The sequence below is a fragment of the Paenibacillus rhizoryzae genome (assembly GCF_059686995.1).
The window spans coordinates 200,886-220,125 of record NZ_JCAALT010000005.1; the positions used below are offsets into that span (position 1 = coordinate 200,886).

Below are 19,240 nucleotides of genomic sequence, written 5' to 3' on the forward strand. Positions count from 1 at the left end.
GGAGAGAACAACGGAATGAATGTTTTACAAGATTGGATCACTTCCCTGAAGAAAATGGATCTCGAGCACCTGCAGCGGACCCTGGAAAGCTACAAAGCCTACGGCCCGCTGCCGGGCATCCTGCTGCCGTTGGCGGAATCGTTCCTGCCGATTCTGCCCTTGCTTGTTTTCGTGGCAGCAAACGCTAATATTTACGGACTCTGGCTCGGTTCGTTATATTCTTGGATTGGGGTCTGCAGCGGATCGCTCTTGTTGTTCTGGATCTCGCGCAGGCTAGGCGGTCATTTCAGCGAATGGCTTCGCCGTCGTTTCCCGAAGGCCTCGAAGCTGCTTTCATTTATTGAACGCCGCGGCTTTTCGCCGATTTTTCTATTCGCCTGCTTTCCTTTCTCGCCTTCCGCCATCATTAACGTCGTATCCGGCCTCAGCGGTATTTCCTTCGGTTCCTTTGCGCTTGCCATCTTACTAGGTAAAGCGGTGATGATACTCAGCGTATCGCTGCTTAGCTTTAACATTGGCGATTTGCTCGAAGAACCGTGGCGCATTATCATCACCCTCGTGCTGCTCGTCGTCATGTGGTTTGGCGGCAAGAAGCTGGAGTCCCGCTATCATCTGAAATAATCCCGTGGAGGGTCCGCGTCTATGATGAATGTATTTGCAACCAGCATCGTCTTGCTTTTCGCTGGCGGACTTGTCGCAGCTATGATTTATATGATTCGCCTGTCGACCGATGATTCCGGCAAACATCCGGAGATCAAACAATTCGTGGAAGCCTTGTTTGGAGGGAGCTCCTCTACCCGAACTGACACCGCTGCCGCCGGCCAACATGAAAGCGCTGCAGCTCGCGCTCCCGAATCGGACGAACCCTTCAACGAGCCTTGCCCCGCTTGCGGCGATCCCGTCACTCACGAGCATCAAGAGTGTCCCTCTTGCGGGCTGCGACTGTTGTAGTCGACCTCCGCAAACGTTCTCCACTGGTTAGATTCGCACATAGTTTCCCTCTCCCTGTGGCAAACTGTTAAAGGATTTTCATGACAAACCGCATATCAGGAGGCCACCACTATGTCAGGTGAACAACCGTCCCACTTGCAGAATAAAGCGAGTAAGGCCCAGTCCAAGGCAGATCGAACAGGAGTAGGCAAAGCGCAGGCAAGCGCGGCGCAATCCGAGGCCGACAGTGCCGCTGTTACGAAGCATGGGCTGTAGTCTTTTCATCAGGAGGAGAACGTTATGAGCGAAGAAAAAGGCCATTTTGAAATGGATCCCATGTCCGGTGAACCGGTTGAAGTAGACGGTGTATATACGAATGAGTGGGGCCGCGAGGAGAAGCTGAAGCGAGGGGACGTGTTCCCGGCTGATCCTACGCTTGGCACCACGGAATGGGAGCTCACCCAGCTCGAGATCAATACGCATGAGACCGGAGAAACCGATCCGCGTCTCTATCCGAAGAAGGATGCCACCGCGCATGAAGCGCACCTTCAGCATCCGAAGCGGCATAAGAGCAACCAAGGCGACGATTAGCGTTACATGCGCTGATCGCAATACAATTAGAAACGCCCTTGTACCACGATTTGACGAACTTTCGTCAGTGTCGTGCGAAACAAGGGCGTTTCTTTTATGTACGGCTTGGTTCGTTATCCAATCCTCGCTGCTGCACTTGGTCCGACACGTGTTCCAGACGGCGCAGGTGGTACGCGTACTCCAGCATTGCAGATGCGACGAAGACAAGCCGCTTATGCTCGTCCGGATCCTCGCGCATGTAATCGTTCAGCTGCTTGATCAGCCTCGCTTCGCGTTCTTCCTCCGGCTCAATCGAAGCGCTGGGCTTCATTTTCCCCTCGATCTTCAGCAGAATCTGCTCGTGATACTTGGTCAGCTCTTCAATTTGACGATCGAATTGCTTCGCCCATGCTTCTGCCCCGGCAGCTGCAAAGTAATGCTCTTCCACAACCTCAAGCAAATCGACGCCTTGATGCAGCGCCTTGATAAGATGCTTGGACAGGATGAGCTGCCGTGCACGTACCTGCCTGCGCTGCGGCATAAGCGAGCGCTCTTCTTCAAACAGCAGATACGCCTCGTCCAGCTTGCGAAGGGTTCCTTGCAGCTTCTCTTTCTCCTTGCGATGCACGTCCTCACGCATTTCATTCGAAATCGCCATACGCAGCAGCAATGACAATTGCGTATACGCTTCCTGCACCTGGACGGTGAACAGCTTGCGCGGACGCGGCGGAATGACGAGAATGTTAACCGCGAAGGCAGCAGCCATTCCTGTCAGTACCATGAGGAAACGCTCAACCGCAAAGTACCAGCCTCCCTGGTTCGCTTCCATCACCGCTACTACAGTCACTAGCGTCAGTCCAATCGTATTCTCCATGCGCAGCCGAATACTGATCAGAATGACGATAATACAGACCAAGCCAACCGCAATCGGGGTATGCCCGAATAACCGAACGGCCGCAAGTGCCACGATAGCCCCGAGCACATTCGTTTGCAGCTGATCCACGATCTGCTGCCAAGAGCGCGAGATGGAGGGCTGAATCGTAAATATCGATGCGACGGCCGCGATAATCGGGGAAGGGAATTCCAGCAAATTGCTTAGATAAACAGCCAGCGCTACCGCGAGGCCCGTTTTCAACACGCGTGCGCCAATGGTCATTCCGCTTCGCTCCCCTTCCCGTTAGGTTCAGCGGCAGAAACATAGACCATGACTGCAGTTTCAGCAACAGGTGCACCGTTCACGACCAGCTCAAGGCGATGCAGCCCCGCATAGTGCTTGCGTGTCGTTAAGTCGGTAAAGTCCAGCTTCTTCCCGCCGGCCAATCTCGTTCCCGGCGCTGCACTCTTGTCGCTTAGCAGGAAACGCTTCTGCGATACCTTGCCTCCCGCCTTTACATAGAAGACGCCTAGCTCGACACGAAGCTTGACCGGACCGCTTGTGGTGTCATGCAACCGCAGAGCGTACTTGACCTCGACGATTCCGCCGAGCTCGACTTTATCTTGCAAGACTTCAATCTCTGCGGCATCTACGCAGCCTTGCGCTGCTCCTTCCTCATAGCCGAACAGCGCCATAATTTCAGGATCGGCAGCTTTGATCAGCGTCCGACAGCCGTGGCGAACGATCCAGTCTGTGAGCGTATGTTGTCCCTTCCAGCGCGCAGCGATTGCTTTTACGACGTCAGGATGATCTTTGGCGATATCGTTCAGATTGTTCGCGACGCTCTTGCGCACATAGAGGGATGGATCACATTTGAGCAGTTCAAGAAGCGGAACGATCGGGGACGGATCACGCTTGAACATCGTGAGCGCCTGCGCCCACGGCAGTCGCGGTCTGCAGCCTTCACTCGCAAGACGGCGCAAATGCTCATTATCGCTCCGTGCCCATTCCATCATTCGGGCCATTGTCCGCTCCGTCTCTTGCAATAGAAACGGCCGGATCGCAAACTCCGCCGACGATTGCATCGTGAACTTCTCCAGCGCATGCATGGAACGCTCCCAATCGGAAAGTCCATACCGCTCTACAAAATCGGGGAAGAATAAATAAGGAAATCCGGCGCACCGCCCATGAATCGCAAGCAGTATATCCAGTGCCTCCGGGTAAGATGCGGGCAGTACGGCCCCTAATGATTCCGTAATTCGGCGGATCCGGCCTTTGAGCTCAAGCGCCTCCCAGCCTTCTCCTGTAACCAGGGCGATGAAACGTTCACGCTCGAAGGCCGGCCACTCAGATGCGGTTAGCTCCGCAAATTGCCGCAGGAACGGCATGTCATACATCAACTTCAACGGTTCTGCCATATCTCTGTTCTCGCCTCCTTTCGCTATTATACTTGAGTCTTCCGAATTTTTTGCAACACTCAAGTATTATAGCCCATTCTTCAGCAAAAAGAAGTTTTCAACCTGCTTATCCCCCTTTATAATGAGCACATCAGAGGAGGCGTCAAGCACATGTGGATTTTTGCCGTAAATGACAAGTCCGGCGGCGGCCGGGGCAAGAAAGTTTGGCAGCTCGTGGAGGCTGAACTGCTCCGCCGCAAGCTCCCATACCAAACGATCATGGCACAAACGCCGGAAGAAGCATGCGCGGAAATCCGCAAGCAACTCGCCTTACGCTCAAGCAGCGGTACGGACTCATCAATTAAAGGCGTCATTGTCATTGGCGGAGATGGCACGATCCACAGCATACTCCCCGCTTTGCATGAAAGCGGTGTGCCGCTTGGCATCATCCCTTCCGGATCGGGCAACGACACTGCGCGCGCCTTCGATATTCCCGCGGAGCCGATCGAAGCGCTCAATCGCATCCTCACTTCCGAAAGCGTTTTACCTGTTGATCTTATCCAGCTGCGCAGCAGCCCTGCAGACGGACTGTCAACAACGCGGCCCGTGCTCACCGCTCTTGCCGTCGGCTTCGACGCGGCCATTGCCGCAGCCGTTAACCGTTCTGCCTACAAGAAAATATGCAATCTGCTCGGAGCCGGCTCCTTCGCTTACGTCATCGGCCTCTTCCAGATGCTGATGTCCTATCGCCCCCGTCCGATAACGGTGACGGTAGACGGTACAGCACATGAATTCGCGCGCGGCTGGATGGCAGCCGTTTGCAATGTGCCTGCCTATGGCGGCGGCTTGCGCATCTGCCCGGATGCTTCTCCAACCGACGGCTTGCTTGATGTGTGCGTCATCCACACCTGTACGCCACTGCAAATGCTGCGCGTATTCCCAACGCTGCTAAGCGGCAAACATGTACATCTGCCCTACGTAAAGATGCTGCGCGGCAAAGTCGTAACCGTCACGGCCCAGCAGCAAGCCCATGCAGAGCCGATTGCCATATTCGGCGACGGCGAGCCTGCCGGTTCCACTCCCTTATACGCAGAAGCAGCCGGCAACCGCATTCGCTTGCTGCGGTAACCGGCTGCTTGTTTGCAGCTTATGGCGCATCATGACCCGGTCATGATGCGCTTTCGTCTTCTTCTTGGCGCAGCCGATGAATCGGCGTGACCTTGTTCCACATCTCAACATCCGTAACCTCTGCCGGAATCTGATAGGGCAATATAATGTCAAACGTCGTTCCATCCCCAACACAGCTTTTCACTTCGATGCTGCCCTGGTGATTGTCTACGATTTTGTAAGTCACCATCAGCCCCAGACCTGTGCCCTTCTCCTTCGTCGTATAGAACGGCTGACCGATCTTCGCAAGCTGATCCTGCGGTATACCCGGTCCTCGATCCGCAATGCGCGCGATAATACGCGAGCCTTCGCGCAAACAAGTCACCGTAATTCTGCCGCCGTCCATCATGACCTCAATCGCGTTCTTGAGCACATTGATAAACACTTGCTTGAGCTGATTCTCGACGCCTCTCACCCACAGCGCTTCCTCGCCTAAATCCGATTCAATTTCAATATTATGCAAAATCGCCTGTGCTTCCAACAAGGTAATCGTATCCGCCATAACGGAGCGGATATCTTTGTAGGCCAGCTCATAGATTTGCGGTTTGGACAGCATCAGCAGCTCGCTTACGATGGATTCGATTCGATTCAATTCCGACTTCATGATGTCGTAATAGTTCTTGCTATTATTGCGACCCGATGCAATAAGCTGCAGGAAGCCTTTCAAGGAGGTCAGCGGATTGCGGATTTCATGCGCGATTCCGGCCGCCAGTTGGCCTGCCACATATAGCTTCTCGGAGTTAATGAGCAGCTCTTCGTTCTTCTTACGTTCCGAGATATCGCGGATAATGATTTGAAAAACCGGCTTGCCCGACAGCTTCGTGCTTGTCTCAATGACTTCCGTATGCAGCGGTTTTCCTTGCACCGTATACCAATCCAGCTCGATCGGACTCTGCCGAACCCGCTGCTTCGTCACTTGGAGCATTCTTTTCAATACCGTGTGAAATTTGGGCTGCAGGAACTGGTACACCGGCTTGCCGAGCATATCGGCCTCGCTGTCCGCCGCAAACATCTGAAGGCCGGAACGGTTAATATATTCCCATTTCTCGTCATGTATGATGGCAATCATATCAATGGACGTTTCAACAAGCAGCTTATAGCGCTCATTCATGGAGGTATAACGGCGGTCTACATATCGGGCTACGAGGCTGAACACAAAGATGACCAGCGTAGCCAGGCCAAGCACAATGGAGAGCAGCTGCATGTAATCATTCAATCGATCGGCGGTAAGCACAACCGAATAGATCACGGTGACCGTTTCCAGTCCCAACAGCTGCATGATAATGCCGGTGAAGCCGAGCAGCAAGCCCGAAAGCAGCATAGAGCCGTTCTTCCGCTCGAAGATATAGAAAGAGCATGCCGTCCCGAAGAAGCTAAACAGAAACGAGAGGCATGCCAAGCTGAAATGAATGCTGTATCCTTCCACCTGTGCACTCATCAGCGTGGAGTATATTAAAGAGCTCGTTCCGAGCGCCATCAGCAAGCTGCAGCCTAACAAGCGGATCGTACGCGGTACCCTTGAACCGAGCAGCCGGAAGGAGCCGTAAGCGCTTGCCATGATGCTGAACAGTTTGACGATGATGGTCCAATCGATGAGAACCATGGTGTCCGATGTCAGTAGTATGATGAAGTGGCTGACCCACAAACCGAGGCCATACACAAGCGCACCGCTAAGCAGCCAATATTGCCGCATGACACGGAGCATTTGGAGATGGCCGATCATGCTGTACATCGTGATGGAGGCAAATAAATTGATCGTAAGAGCCAACATCAACAGCATCCACTTATCGCCAATCATAAGTTCACTCATTACGATTCTCCGATAACGATAGATTTTTTTGGAAGTCTATTCGTTCTGGAATTCGACATATTTCCAAATTATCCTTTTTTCTTCGCCAGGAAACTGTAGGAATATCCTTCCTATGACATCTGGACTGTTCCTGAACTGGGAGGTGCGCTATAATATTGCAAGTAAAGGAGTGAACTTATGGTTAAAATTTTAAAAGAGTTTAGAGAATTTGCCGTCCGCGGCAACGTGCTTGATTTGGCAGTCGGTGTTATCATCGGCGGAGCCTTCGGCAAAATTGTTACCTCCATGGTAAACGACATTATTATGCCGCCCATTAGCAAGCTGCTTGGCAACGTCAACTTGGCCGATAAATATATCAGCCTGTCTGCTGATGATTCTGTGAAAATCGCTTACGGCAATTTTCTTAACGTCATTCTCGATTTTACGATTGTCGCCTTCTGTATATTTATGATTGTTAAAGGAGCCAATACCCTTCGTCGCCTCAATGTCAAAGAGACCGAATCGAAGCCGGCTGAGCCAACGGATAAGACATGCCCTTACTGCTTGTCCAAAATCCCGGTCAAAGCTACTCGCTGCGGTCACTGTACATCTCATCTGACCGATGAGCCCGCCGAGCTTCAAGAAGGCTTGTCCTAAGGCGATGACTACCCTAACTCCAACCCCAGGGCACCCTCCTGAAGAAGAGCACTTCGACATTTACGACGAAGCCGGTGTATGGCTCGGAACGGCACCTCGCAGCGAGGTGCATGCACGAGGCTTATGGCATCGTTCCATTCACTGCTGGCTGGTGCGGCGCGAAGGCAATCGCAAGCTGGTGCTGTTTCAGCAGCGGAGCTCGGACAAGGATACGTTTCCCGGCTTCTACGATATAACGGCGGCCGGACATCTGGCGGCCGGTGAATCGATGCGCGACGCTGCACGCGAAATCGAAGAGGAGCTCGGCGCATCCATCCCGTTCGAAGCGCTTATACCGCTTGGCGAGGCGCGTAAAGAAGCTTCAGGCTTCGCCAAGGGTGCAGCGTTTGTGGATCGCGAGGTCAGCGGGGTGTACGGTTTCGTTTATGACGCGCCGCTCGGTTCGCTGACCCTGCAAGTCGAAGAAGTGGCCGGGGTGTACGAAGCCGACCTCGAGGAGATGATTGCCCTGTTTGAAGGAAAGCAGGATCTTGCAGCGGCGGCCGGTTTCCGGCTTGGCCACGATCGCCAGCATATCCCTTCGACGGTGCAAGTGAAGGCCTCCGACTTTGTAACACGGCCTTCAAGCTATTATTCAGGCGTATTCCGCGCTTTGCTGCTCCATTTGTGAGCAGCAGGGCGGAATTGCGCCTTTTTTTGCCTTTTCCGGGCTGACTCGCCACGGAGCTAGAGTTGACCTGCCCCCGATTCCCCGTAGATGCTGACTTCCGGGTCGCCCCTCTGCCTCCTCCCACGAAGCCATTCTGTCCCGCCAGCCGTTCCCACTGCTTATACCACTGATCAATCATGCCATGTATTTGGTAGAAGTACGTGCTCTGCGGAGCAAGATCGAAATCGTTCAGAAAGTCTTCGCCCAGAATTCTAGATGCCTCTTGATGAATGCATCCATGCAAATTCGAGCCTTCAATAAACAGCCCGAGCTGATCCAGCGTGCTGAAAGATTGCAGGTTATTGATGAGGCGCGATTCTGCGGATTTGTTATAGCAGCGCGTGTTGCGGATCGCCTCAGGCACACTTGGCCACGGCGCGACGAGCTGCGGGTCATACCCTTGCTGATAGTACCACTGCAGCGCCTTATTGATAAAATACCGATGGAACTGCATAAACTTCGCGCCATAGCCAGCCGGCAGCTGCGACGGATCATCGTGATGATTGGCATGGTGCCATTGCATATGCTCCTGCAGAAGCGCTTGCGGAAAATTCGGAATTAACGGCATACCTGTCCCCTCCTATGCCAAACTTCCATTTCCAGTTAGTCTATGCCAGTGTCATGGGAGGGGTTCATAACAAATAAGGGCTGTCTCACCGAAGTGAAGACAGCCCTTACAGAGGAAGACGGTTCGCCAATCAAATTCAGAAGTTGTTACAATTTCCCATCGATATGCAAATATCGAATGTAATGCGCACGTCGCAGCAGTTACCGAATACACAGGCAATCCGTACACAAGCCATACGGCCTTGGTGGAAGAAACAGACAACATTACAGTTAGGGCCGATCAAGTCTTCGATGACTTTACGGTTTCTGCAGCGAATGGCACGAACGAGCTTAGCCGCTACCTCCGGCGAACGAAGCTGACAGAACAATTCGGAAAGATCATTGCCTGCCTCTTGGATACCTTCTACAGCGCCATCGCGTTGTTTACAACAATGGCTGCTGCTTCTGTGTCCCATGTTGCCCATCATCTGGTCATTGGAAACTTTTGCGCTGCGGGATTTCCGGGATCTGGTTGCCACCTTTTGAACACTCTTCACTTTCAATTTAATTGACACCTTATTTCCTCCTTTCGAGCGAACTACAATACACTATGAAAGGAGAGGTGTTCTAGTATAAGACAAGATTCCCGCGGCAATCGCATAACCTGTAAGCCGCTGTTTCTGCGTAGTCGATCGCCTTCCCCTCTATCAGCCTGCTTCTAAAAGCCGATTTAGTGTCATGACGGTACAACAGCCGCTAATTTGCAATCTGATCGAGATTCAATCTGTCCAACACCTCATAGTTGCCAATAGGGTTATTCTTGAACTTCAACCCCTTCAGCTAAGACAGCGTGAACAGCAAAAAAACGCCGCTTCCGAACTCCCGGAAACCGCGCCTCTAGTTGAAATATGATGGTGCTGGTGAAGGGAATTGAACCCCCGGCCTACGCATTACGAGTGCGTTGCTCTGCCCCTGAGCTACACCAGCATGAGTCTGCTATTGCTCCATAGAACTGCAACTTTTTTTAATATACTGCAACCGTTTCCCATCGTCAATCCTCTTTCTGGCATTCATCCTGCACCGCTGCGAGCCCCCTATTGAGCAAGAATCCCCCGTGATTCATCACGGGGGATTCGCCTTATTATCTGTAATCTACTACTATCCGTTCGCAATGAATTCAACTTAGGTGCTGCAGCATTCTAACGAACTCCAGAGACCTTATTTACGCCAAATGGCCCCATTAAAAACGCTAACGAACCATACAGGCGTTATTACGTACCAAAATATCAATATAGGCTCCATTTCCTCACAATAAGGCTCCTACGGTTCGTTAGAATAAATAGTTAGCCCATTTTTCCGCAAATAAGACCCGTACGGTTCGTTAGAGCGAATAAGAGCAGCATACCTGTTACCCGGATCACCTATTTCCACACATCCGTTAGATCCCAGGCTGCTTACCGAGCTAGAGCTAATCAGCATAGTCTCGAACTGCGCCGGCAGCGGCATGGCCGGAGCAGCGTCTACTCCGACGCCACCGTCGGTACGCCATAAGGCGCAACCGGAAGCCGCAGCGTGAACTTGCTTCCCTCGCCCTTGCGGCTCTCGAGCGACAACGTTCCGCCCAGCAGTCTAGCCAGCTGCAAGCTGATCGACAGGCCAAGCCCTGTCCCGCCATAGTTCCGATTAATGGAGCCATCCTCCTGCTGGAACGCCTCGAAGATCAGCTGCTGCTTCTCCTCCTCGATTCCAATGCCTGAATCGATGATGGAGAACAGAATGCGCTGCGGCGGCACCACTCGCACGGCCGGGCGGCCCCACGACACCGGATTCCAATTCCGCAGCGTCCGCTTCTTCAGCGCTGACGGTTCGATCGGCACGCCTCCCTCAACTTTGACAACGAGCTTAACCGAGCCTGTTTCCGTAAATTTGAACGCGTTCACCAGCAGGTTTCGCAAGATCTGATTGACCCGCAGCGCATCGGATTGCATAGCCTCCGGCACAGCCGGAGAAATTTCGGTTTCGAAGAGCAGCTTCTTCTGTCCTGCGACGGGCAGAAACTGCTGATGCAGCGTTTGGACAAGCTCTTCAATCGATAGCGGCTCAAAGTTGATGTCCATCTTCCCGGCTTCCACCTTGGAGAGATCGAGAATGTCATTGATCAGCTGCAGCAGATCGTTCCCTGCCCCATTTATCAGCTCCGCATAACGGACATCCTCGGCGCTATACCGATCCGTATCCTCTTCCTGCATGAGCTGGGACAGCAAAATAATACTGTTTAGCGGCGTCTTCAGCTCATGCGACATGTTCGCCAGAAACTCGGATTTGTATTTACTCGCCAGCATCAGCTCGCGCGCCTTTTCTTCGACCTCTCGTTTAGCCTCTCGAAGCTCTCGCGTCTGTCTGCGAAGAAGCATATTCATGGTCCGAAGCTCGTCAACCCGCTGCTGCTCCTTCTGGAAATCGCGAATGATGAAGATCAGCAGTGCACATAACAAAAGGCGCAGCGGCAGCGCGTAAATGCCAAACTCCAGCCAATACGTACGAACATTCATGAGATCCAGATGAAGCAGTGTCAGGGTCACAATTAAGGCATACACTACATTTACTACAAGTAAGGTGGCTGTACTTTTCCAGACGAAACGCCATGGTTTCCATTTCAACCAATTGCTCAGCCAAGCGCTTACGAGACCAACGACGACCATGTTCAGAAACCCTGCAATTGCTGCATCATCGAAGTCGAGGAACAGCCGTCCGAAGCCGATTCCAACGCCGATCAGAGCGATAACGAATGGGGATGGAAAGACGAGCACAGCAATGATAAGCGGCGCAATGCGCAGATCGAGCAAGTGCAAATCACCCAATTGGGGGCCAAATGCCATCGCGAACCAACCGCCGGTAATGAACATCGCTATAGTCAGACCATATTTGACACGATTCGATGCATATTGAAACAGGTATCTGTAGCCCAAATCAAACAAATACGCGAGGGCGATAAGCAAACTGATATTGGCGAACAATGCTTTTGCATTAGTCAAAACGTGATCCCCCTGCCTTCCGATTGTTGGTTATTACCCTATATTTGGTGGAATGACACACAGGCGGATTAATATTGTGCCTCTTCGCAAATAATACCATTACCCCCTGCACGAATTGCCGAAATTTGTTTGAATTTGTTAGAAAAGGTTAAGTAAATCAAACAAAAGTCTCATTTCGATTTTATAAGCGACTAAAAGATTTTGTTTACAATGAGGTTATTAAAGTAAACGGAGGCGCATTCCCCAATGACAAAGGTCATTACCTTCAAAAATCGTTCCGTTCCAGTCCACTACCCATCCGAGCAACTGTCCTATATGGAACTCCTGCATAATAAATTGTTGGAAATGGAATATAACTTTGATTTCCGTAAGAAGTGGAAACGAATTAAGTCGGTCGAAATGATTCGTGACGTGGCTATTTTACAATACAGCGACGGTACAAAGCTATATCTGGAAGTGTGCTAACGACTCCCCCTCCGCGGCATACACCGTAACGAGAAGGGCAGTCCGCATGTTGCTAACATTCGATCATGCATTCGAATGTACGCTCGTGCAGACTGCCCTTTTATTTTCATCTATAGTGATCGCCTTACACCGGCTGAAGCTGCAGCAGATGCGTGCCGATAGCTTCTTCCTGCATTGGCACGCCGAGCAGATAACCTTGATAGAAGTCGCAGCCCCACTGCTTCAACAGATCCAGCTGTCCCTCGTACTCCACGCCTTCCGCTACAACTTCAAAGCCCAGCTCATGCGTAAGTGCTATCAACGCCTTTACGATTGCAGCATCGGCATGTTCTTCGCATATATGCCTGATATAAGAGGTTTCCAGCTTCAACGTATGCAGTGGCAGCGTCCGTAAATAAGTCAAAGAGGCATACCCAATCCCGAAATCATCCAGCGCAATGCGGATGCCCAAATCTCGCAGCTGCTTCAGAACCCCGCAGGCCCGTTCGCCGCTGTCGATCATGCTTCTCTCGGTAATTTCAATTTCCAAGCCTTCCGTCGACGTCGCCGTTTCTTCCAGAATACGCTGCAAAGACTGAACGAAATCCGGCAAAACAAGCTGATTAGGCGATAGATTAACCGATACGATAAGGTTCGTCAGCCCTCTGGCTTTAGTCCTGTTCAACATCCCGCAAGCTTCGCGGATGACCCATTCGCCGATCTCCACAATCTGGCCGCTCTGCTCAGCGAGCGGAACAAATTCATTTGGCAATAGCAGGCCGAGCTGTGGATGCTGCCAGCGCAGCAGCGCTTCAAAGCCTCTCAAACGCCCCTGCACTTCGTATAGCGGTTGATAATAGAGCGACAGCTCATTGTTCTGCAGAACGCTGCGCAGCGCGATTCTGATCGCTTCCACGCGAAGCATCTGCGCAGCATCGTCCTCGGCATAGTTGACAACCTGGTTGCCGCCTGCTGCCTTCGCTTGCTGAAGCGCAGTTTCAGCATGACGCACAAGCCGCTCTGCCGTCTCACCGTCTGCAGGATAGCTGCTTACACCGATGCTGCAGAACGGCTGCAGATTCTGACCTCGGACCTGCAGCCACTCCTCTGCCGTCTTCTTCAGCTCTTCGATGAGCTTGTCCGATTCTACAGGCGCATCGTCGATCTTGACGATCCGGAATAAGAGAAATGTATTGCCGCTGAGCCGGAACACCGAGCCCGACCAATGGGTAAGCTCGCACAAGCGATTGGCCATCTGACGAAGCGCCTCGTCGCCGAACGCAGTTCCTCTGGTTTCATTGATGAGATAAAAGCGATCCATATCTACAAGCGCCGCAATCACGCCTCTATTGCAGCTTCTTGCCAAGGAAACCGCTCTCGCGAGCATCGCAAATGCGGCCTTACGCCCCGGTAAGCCTGTTAGTGAATCATATACTTGATCAGCTGGCACATTCCCGCGGCGCTGCTGACCAGCCCGCTGAGAGAATGGATCCCTGACTTCCATCGCAAATCACCCGCCCTTCCGACCTATTTCCAACATTACTATACTAGGTAAATTATCACATAAATTCAGTAGGAATAAAGTAGGTATGTAAGGTTGCTGCATTAATTTTACCTAAAAATAAGCGTAAAAAAGCGCTCTGCCGCACGAGTTTCGTGCCCCGGCACAGAGCTTCTGTTATTTATGTCATAAATTGGTTGGATTCATAGAAAAAGCAGCGCGTTGTTGATGCGCTGCTTTTAATAGTAAATATTGCGATTCTATTGCTTGGTTAACACAATTTAATTTGCATATACACGCAAATCAACATGAGTTGTTAATGAACCGATTCCACCTCGGTCACATACTTATACCCGACTCCCCATACGGTTCGGATATAGTGCGGTTCCTTCGGATTCTTCTCTACTTTGCGTCGTAGATTCACGATATGTACATCGATTGCTCGATCCGTAACAAAGGAGTCAAACCCTCGAATCGCATTAATTAAGTCTTCTCGGCTGAATACTTTACCCGGATGCGTAAGAAAGAGCTTCATCAGTTCAAACTCCGAGAAGGTCGTTTCGACAAGCGTACCGCGCACAAGCAGCAGCCGCCGCTCCGAATCCAGCCTGATCGTCGTCTCCGATTTCTCATTGTCCTCTCCCGCTTGAAGGGCACCTTCAGCGACCGCCGTTTGCATCAGCTTCGCTCTGCGAATAAGCGCTTCTACGCGGGCACTCAGCTCATGCATGGAGAAAGGTTTGCATAAGTAATCGTCTGCTCCTGCACGCAGTGCCTGGACGCGCTCCGACACTTCTGATTTCATAGAAACAATCATGATGGGAACCGAGGAATGCTGGCGTATTTGGAGGCACAGCTCTGTACCATCCCAGTCGGGAAGCATGAGATCCAATAAAACGACATCCGGGGCGAATTGTTCCAGCAGCTTCAATCCTTGCCCGCCGGTAGCGGCCTGTTTAATTTCATAGCCCTCTTCAGACATGTACATGGACAGCATATCGCTCATCATCACATCATCTTCGATAACCAGTATTTTGTACATGCTTCTCACCTCATGAAGGGATTCATGACTCGACTAATCTTCCTACTACTAATATACAATAGGAAGATCAACCCAACAATAGACTGTTAGAAATTTGTTAGGACATATTGTCGAATTCTGTCAATTCTGACAAGTGAGCTACTAGCTCCTTTAGAATCTCATTCACCTCTGATGCGGCCTTGTACACTGTATCAATTTCCAGTAATTCTTCCGATATTTTGAGCAGTTGCTCAAGCTCCTGCGCAGCTGCAGCCAGCTTGACTGCCGACAAATTGCCTGCCACTCCTTTGAGCGTATGCGCCATTCTGCGGGCCAGCGTGAAATCCCCGTTCGTCAATGCTTCGTGCAGCCGTTCATCAAAACTTACGTAATCCTTTACAAACAGCTTTAACATGTGATTCAAAATATCCCGCTTCCCGTTTACCCGCTGCAGCGCTTCTTCCAGCTGCAAGCCGGGTATCCCCTTATGAAGCAATTCGTCATCAAGCGATTGCACCGGCACATAAACAGCACCTACGGCATCACGATCTCTGGACTTCGTCTTGGCCGGTTCGATGCGAAGCTCACCTCCATAACGAATCCATTTCGATATGATCTGCAGCAGCGCATCCGGAGGAATCGGTTTCGTCAGTACATCGTTCATGCCCAGCTGCATATACCGGTCATGATCCTCCTGCATAATATTCGCAGTAAGCGCGACGATCGGCAGCCGGTCATACTTCGAGTCAAGGCGAATAATACGCGCCGCCTCATCGCCGTCCATTTCCGGCATATGGATGTCCATCAGAATGAGGTCATAACGTCTTGTGGTCAGCTTCCGAAGCACTTCGGTTCCGGTCTCCGCCACATCCACCGTAAAGCCCCATTCCTTCAGTTGTTCCACCGCAACCAGCTGATTGATATCGTTATCCTCAGCGAGCAGAATCGCTCCGCTCGGCCGTTTCGGCTTCTCTACGGCGGCAACTGCCACCTCGGCATTGGCCGCCATTACAACCCGCTCTGTATGCTCAAACAACGTCAATAGCGATTGATAGAGACTCACTCGCGTAGCCGGCTTCACAAGAATCGCATCCGGACGTTTCTCCTCCGGCAGCTTGAGAAGCTCCTCACGGCCGTATGCCGTCGTCAGCGCAATCGTCTTCACTCCGGCATCCCTTGCCGTTTCGTGCATGTTATGCCATGTCTCTTCGCCATACATATCAGGCATTTCAAAATCGAGCAGCAGCGCAAACGGACGCACGCCGATACCTGAACGAAGCAGCCTCTCCTGGGCTGTTTTCCATGAAGTCAGCGCAATTGGCGTCAAGCCGCAATCTTCAAGGCCCACGCAAAGCCGCTGGCTCAGCAGCTCGTAATCCTCGACGACCCAGACGGAATATTCCTCGCCTTGCCCGAGCACGAATCGGCCCTGCTGCCGCTCCTCCGCTATTGGAAGCTCAATCATAAAGGTAAACTGACTGCCGTTGCCGATCTCGCTCTTCACTTGAATCGTGCCGCCCATCAGTTCAACCAAACGCTTCACAATGACAAGGCCAAGGCCCGTACCGCCATATTTGCGATTCGTGGCAGCGTCCGCTTGGACAAACGGCTTAAACAGCTTGGAGAGCTGCTCTACCGTCATGCCAATTCCGGTATCCTCCACGAGGAAAGCAAGTTTTACATTCTTCTCAAAGCGTCCGCGCGGAAGCAATTGAACCTGCAGCTTGACATGTCCGTGCTCCGTAAACTTAATCGCATTCACACATAAATTGAGCAGCACCTGCTCAATTCGCAGCCAATCCCCGATCAACTGCTCCGGTAAGTCATTAGGCGTATCAATGATAAACTGGAACCGTTCCTTGCCGCCTACAAACATGCTCAGCAGCTCCGTCAGCTTATGAATCATACTGTACGGGTCAAACGGCATTTCATTCAGCTCGATTTTGCCGGCCTCGACTTTAGCGAAGTCCAAAATATCATTAATAATCGAGAGCAGCGCTTCGGAGGAATCTCTTGTTTTATGAAGGTAATCCAGCTGCAGGGAAGTTAACTCCGTCTTCTGAAGCAGTCCGGTTAGCCCAATAATGCCTGCCAGCGGCGTTCTGATCTCATGGCTGATTTGCGCTAAGAAGTGGCTCTTCGCCAGATTGGCGCTCTCCGCCTCGCGCCTTGCGTGCTCCAGTTCGAATTGCACCCGTTTATGCTCCGAGATGTCGCGTGCGATACAAGAATAGAAGGTCTCGCCGGTCTCATCGTCACGATGAACGACGAGGATCTTGGAAACAGGAATGAACTCGCCTTGAACCGTCCGCAGCAGCACCTCATCCTCTTGATAGCCATAAGCTTGCGCGTCCTCAATTCCTTGCAGCAGCTCGCCAATGGTCCGCATCGGCATTTCATCATTGTCATTATAGAATTTATGTATGCCAAGGAGCGTGCGCCCTGCCGCATTAATATAAAGCAAACGGCCTTGATCATCGAACATCGCGATCAGATCCTTCGCGGCCCCCATGACCTTGAACTGCCGATTGCGAGCCTTCTCTGCTTGCTTCTGCATCGTAATATCGCGGGCAATCGCAGCCACGCCGATAAATCGCCCTTCCCGGTCCCTCATCCCATTAGAGCTGTGGGCAACCGGGAAGCTGGTTCCGTCTTTACGAAGATAGTTCCACTCCCGTTCATAGGAGAACCGCTCCGATCGAAGCATTTCGAAAACCGTTATATCCGCAGGAACCGGATAGCCATGCCGAATGGAAAGCCGCTCAGCCTCCCGCTCGATATCCGCCGGATCAATAAACAATAAACCCGTCGCTTTATTGATGACCTCTTCTGCCTTGTACCCCAGCATTAACTCTGCCGCCTTACTGAAATAAGTAACCCGGTATTGATCGTCCAGCACGATGAAGGCAAATTGATTCTGGTTAATCATGGCATCCATGCGGCCGAACATGCCGCTCAGCTGCACTTTCATTTCATTGACCGAATGCGACAGCTGCGAGATCTCATCGCCGCTGTCATCCAGCACGTTGTTCACGTCAAACCTGCCGGCAGCAGCCGCTTCCGTTACATTGATAACGCGTTTGATACGCCTGATAATATGATCCGAGAATAAGAAGAAGAGAATCGTCAGCATAGCCTCTGCAATGGCGATCGATAAGACAGAACGCCACTTAATCGCTTCCAGCGGCTGTTGAATCTCAGACAGGGATACGTTCAATCCAATATGCCAAGACGTCCCCTTCACAGCGGAGAAGAAAAGAATGGAGGAGCCGGATTGCCCATCCAGCTCAAAATAACCCTTATCATTCACGAGCATATCCAGCGCAGCCGGCTGGAAGGGCAGCTCTTCGGACAGAATCGATTTCGAAGACAAGTCCGGCAACCCGCTCTCCGACGGTGCTTCAATGATTTCTGCCTTATCGTTATACATGAATAACCGATCCGTAGTCCCAACCCGAATATTTAAATGTTCGCTGTACATACGCTCTGCGAGCAAGGAGGCATAGATAATGCCTATAACCTCGTTGGTCGTGCCGTATACCGGAACTTGAATGACTATGATTTTGGCTTTGGTGCTGCCGTTTGTCATCGGATCTGTCACGACGACACGGCCGCTCATGGCAATAGGGAAGGAGGGGTCATTAGCTAATTCGATTATTCTACCGTCGCTTAGCAGCGCTTTACCGCTTGGATCGGCGAACCCGATCGTCTCAAACGGTGAACCTGTTCTGCGCGTTTCATTCCAGAAGTAAGCTTCCCGCTCAAAATTAGCACCGAAGCGAACCTGATCGGTTCGGCTCATCACTTCTACCTCTGCCCGGCGGGTATCAATCCAAGAAGACAAATTGTTCGCTGTATTTTGAACCTTCGTATTCGCCTTTTCGATAAGCGCTTCCATAATGGTGTGCTGGGCTGCTGAGTAATTGCCATAACCGACAATTGTCAGAGCGCCAGAGGTCACAACGAGGATAAGGACAAGCACTTTGGTTCGCAATGAGAAACTTCCCAATCTAAGCCCTCCAGTAAGGAACAATGGTAGTAATTCCCCTATTATACCTTGAGAGGAAATAGCTTCATAGATCTATTGAGGGAGTTTCATGTTCGCTATGTACTAGGAATTTGTTTGCATTTGCAAAAGCTGCATACGATGAATGTAGTAATGTTTGGAGCAATACCCCTTACTAATCGATGATTTCTCGCATTTCACCCACTTGCACAGGGTTGGCTCCGCGGATTGGCGAACCTTGGTCACGATCGGATCACCGTGTCTGCGCCAGCGCTGATGGTGCATGGAGCACATGTTCTTCGCCTTCACCGGTTTGTCACATTCATTAATGGTACAATTCTGCATTCAAATTCGCCCTCTCGATGTAAATACAAAGATGCAACTCTATGTATTATTATGAGTGAAAATGCTTCATTTGGAAAGTTCACGAAATAGCAAATTTGCTGGTAAATGTAGCACTGCACGAACCACATGGATTATATTAGAAAGACCGAATAATAAAAATATTCATAAATAATCATAATTACTTATAAATAATCAGTTGATAATTCAGTTTTTCACTCTTATACTGTTCTATAAACGACAACTGGATTG

18 protein-coding genes and 1 tRNA gene are annotated in these 19,240 nt (G+C 51.3%); 9 read left to right on the forward strand and 10 right to left on the reverse strand.

Annotated elements, in window-relative coordinates:
- The first annotated feature begins 15 nt into the window (after positions 1-15).
- The 4 genes from AC6ESO_RS16460 to AC6ESO_RS16475 all read left to right on the forward strand — a co-directional run bounded on the left by AC6ESO_RS16460 (position 16) and on the right by AC6ESO_RS16475 (position 1,521).
- Positions 16-621 (forward strand): TVP38/TMEM64 family protein, encoded by a 606-nt coding sequence (locus AC6ESO_RS16460; protein WP_497092293.1) that lies wholly within the window; start codon positions 16-18, stop codon positions 619-621.
- Positions 622-642: 21 nt separating this feature from the next.
- Positions 643-951: a hypothetical protein gene (locus tag AC6ESO_RS16465; protein ID WP_497092294.1), complete on the forward strand. Its 309-nt coding sequence runs from the start codon at positions 643-645 to the stop codon at positions 949-951.
- Positions 952-1,062: 111 nt separating this feature from the next.
- On the forward strand, positions 1,063-1,206 hold the full coding sequence (locus tag AC6ESO_RS16470; RefSeq protein WP_497092295.1) for a hypothetical protein: 144 nt from the start codon (positions 1,063-1,065) through the stop codon (positions 1,204-1,206).
- 24 nt (positions 1,207-1,230) lie between these two features.
- Entirely contained in the window at positions 1,231-1,521 is a 291-nt protein-coding gene (locus tag AC6ESO_RS16475) for a transposase (protein WP_494821190.1), read from the forward strand.
- A 94-nt stretch (positions 1,522-1,615) separates the two neighbouring features.
- On the opposite strand, the gene AC6ESO_RS16480 is transcribed toward AC6ESO_RS16475, so the two are convergent.
- The gene (locus tag AC6ESO_RS16480; protein WP_497092296.1) at positions 1,616-2,656 is read right to left on the reverse strand and encodes an FUSC family protein; all 1,041 of its coding nucleotides are present in this window, start codon (positions 2,654-2,656) and stop codon (positions 1,616-1,618) included.
- The gene (locus AC6ESO_RS16485; protein WP_497092297.1) at positions 2,653-3,792 is read right to left on the reverse strand and encodes a DNA alkylation repair protein; all 1,140 of its coding nucleotides are present in this window, start codon (positions 3,790-3,792) and stop codon (positions 2,653-2,655) included. Before AC6ESO_RS16485 ends, AC6ESO_RS16480 begins: the two co-directional genes overlap by 4 nt.
- A 150-nt stretch (positions 3,793-3,942) precedes the next feature.
- On the opposite strand from AC6ESO_RS16485, the gene AC6ESO_RS16490 reads away from it, so the two are divergent.
- On the forward strand, positions 3,943-4,899 hold the full coding sequence (locus AC6ESO_RS16490) for a diacylglycerol/lipid kinase family protein (protein ID WP_497092298.1): 957 nt from the start codon (positions 3,943-3,945) through the stop codon (positions 4,897-4,899).
- 40 nt (positions 4,900-4,939) lie between these two features.
- Here the strand turns inward: AC6ESO_RS16490 and AC6ESO_RS16495 are convergent, their stop codons facing one another.
- On the reverse strand, positions 4,940-6,748 hold the full coding sequence (locus tag AC6ESO_RS16495) for an ATP-binding protein (RefSeq protein ID WP_497092299.1): 1,809 nt from the start codon (positions 6,746-6,748) through the stop codon (positions 4,940-4,942).
- Positions 6,749-6,925: 177 nt separating this feature from the next.
- Here AC6ESO_RS16495 and mscL point away from each other — a divergent pair, with 177 nt between their 5' ends.
- The 3 genes from mscL to AC6ESO_RS16510 all read left to right on the forward strand — a co-directional run bounded on the left by mscL (position 6,926) and on the right by AC6ESO_RS16510 (position 8,655).
- Complete coding sequence (gene mscL, locus AC6ESO_RS16500) at positions 6,926-7,384, forward strand: large-conductance mechanosensitive channel protein MscL (protein ID WP_494821195.1); 459 nt, start codon at positions 6,926-6,928, stop codon at positions 7,382-7,384.
- Between the two features lie 4 nt (positions 7,385-7,388).
- The gene (locus tag AC6ESO_RS16505; RefSeq protein WP_497092300.1) at positions 7,389-8,054 is read left to right on the forward strand and encodes an NUDIX hydrolase; all 666 of its coding nucleotides are present in this window, start codon (positions 7,389-7,391) and stop codon (positions 8,052-8,054) included.
- A gap of 265 nt (positions 8,055-8,319) precedes the next feature.
- Positions 8,320-8,655, forward strand: a complete 336-nt coding sequence (locus AC6ESO_RS16510) for a hypothetical protein (RefSeq protein WP_497092301.1) — start codon at positions 8,320-8,322, stop codon at positions 8,653-8,655.
- 142 nt (positions 8,656-8,797) lie between these two features.
- On the opposite strand, the gene AC6ESO_RS16515 is transcribed toward AC6ESO_RS16510, so the two are convergent.
- The 3 genes from AC6ESO_RS16515 to AC6ESO_RS16525 form a co-directional block, all read right to left on the reverse strand.
- Positions 8,798-9,214 (reverse strand): hypothetical protein, encoded by a 417-nt coding sequence (locus tag AC6ESO_RS16515; RefSeq protein WP_497092302.1) that lies wholly within the window; start codon positions 9,212-9,214, stop codon positions 8,798-8,800.
- A gap of 337 nt (positions 9,215-9,551) precedes the next feature.
- A tRNA-Thr gene (locus AC6ESO_RS16520) sits at positions 9,552-9,626 on the reverse strand.
- Positions 9,627-10,159: 533 nt separating this feature from the next.
- Positions 10,160-11,674 carry a sensor histidine kinase gene (locus tag AC6ESO_RS16525; RefSeq protein ID WP_497092303.1) on the reverse strand — a complete coding sequence of 505 codons (1,515 nt, stop codon included), beginning with the start codon at positions 11,672-11,674 and terminating at the stop codon, positions 10,160-10,162.
- 246 nt (positions 11,675-11,920) lie between these two features.
- Between AC6ESO_RS16525 and AC6ESO_RS16530 the strand changes: the two genes are divergently transcribed.
- Positions 11,921-12,139: a hypothetical protein gene (locus tag AC6ESO_RS16530; RefSeq protein WP_091224188.1), complete on the forward strand. Its 219-nt coding sequence runs from the start codon at positions 11,921-11,923 to the stop codon at positions 12,137-12,139.
- Between the two features lie 124 nt (positions 12,140-12,263).
- Here the strand turns inward: AC6ESO_RS16530 and AC6ESO_RS16535 are convergent, their stop codons facing one another.
- The 4 genes from AC6ESO_RS16535 to AC6ESO_RS16550 form a co-directional block, all read right to left on the reverse strand.
- Positions 12,264-13,622, reverse strand: a complete 1,359-nt coding sequence (locus AC6ESO_RS16535) for a putative bifunctional diguanylate cyclase/phosphodiesterase (RefSeq protein ID WP_497092304.1) — start codon at positions 13,620-13,622, stop codon at positions 12,264-12,266.
- Positions 13,623-13,935: 313 nt separating this feature from the next.
- Entirely contained in the window at positions 13,936-14,661 is a 726-nt protein-coding gene (locus tag AC6ESO_RS16540; protein WP_497092305.1) for a response regulator transcription factor, read from the reverse strand.
- A gap of 97 nt (positions 14,662-14,758) precedes the next feature.
- Positions 14,759-18,649 carry a response regulator gene (locus tag AC6ESO_RS16545; protein WP_497092306.1) on the reverse strand — a complete coding sequence of 1,297 codons (3,891 nt, stop codon included), beginning with the start codon at positions 18,647-18,649 and terminating at the stop codon, positions 14,759-14,761.
- Positions 18,650-18,751: 102 nt separating this feature from the next.
- Positions 18,752-18,991, reverse strand: a complete 240-nt coding sequence (locus tag AC6ESO_RS16550) for a hypothetical protein (protein WP_497092307.1) — start codon at positions 18,989-18,991, stop codon at positions 18,752-18,754.
- Between the last annotated feature and the right edge of the window lie 249 nt (positions 18,992-19,240).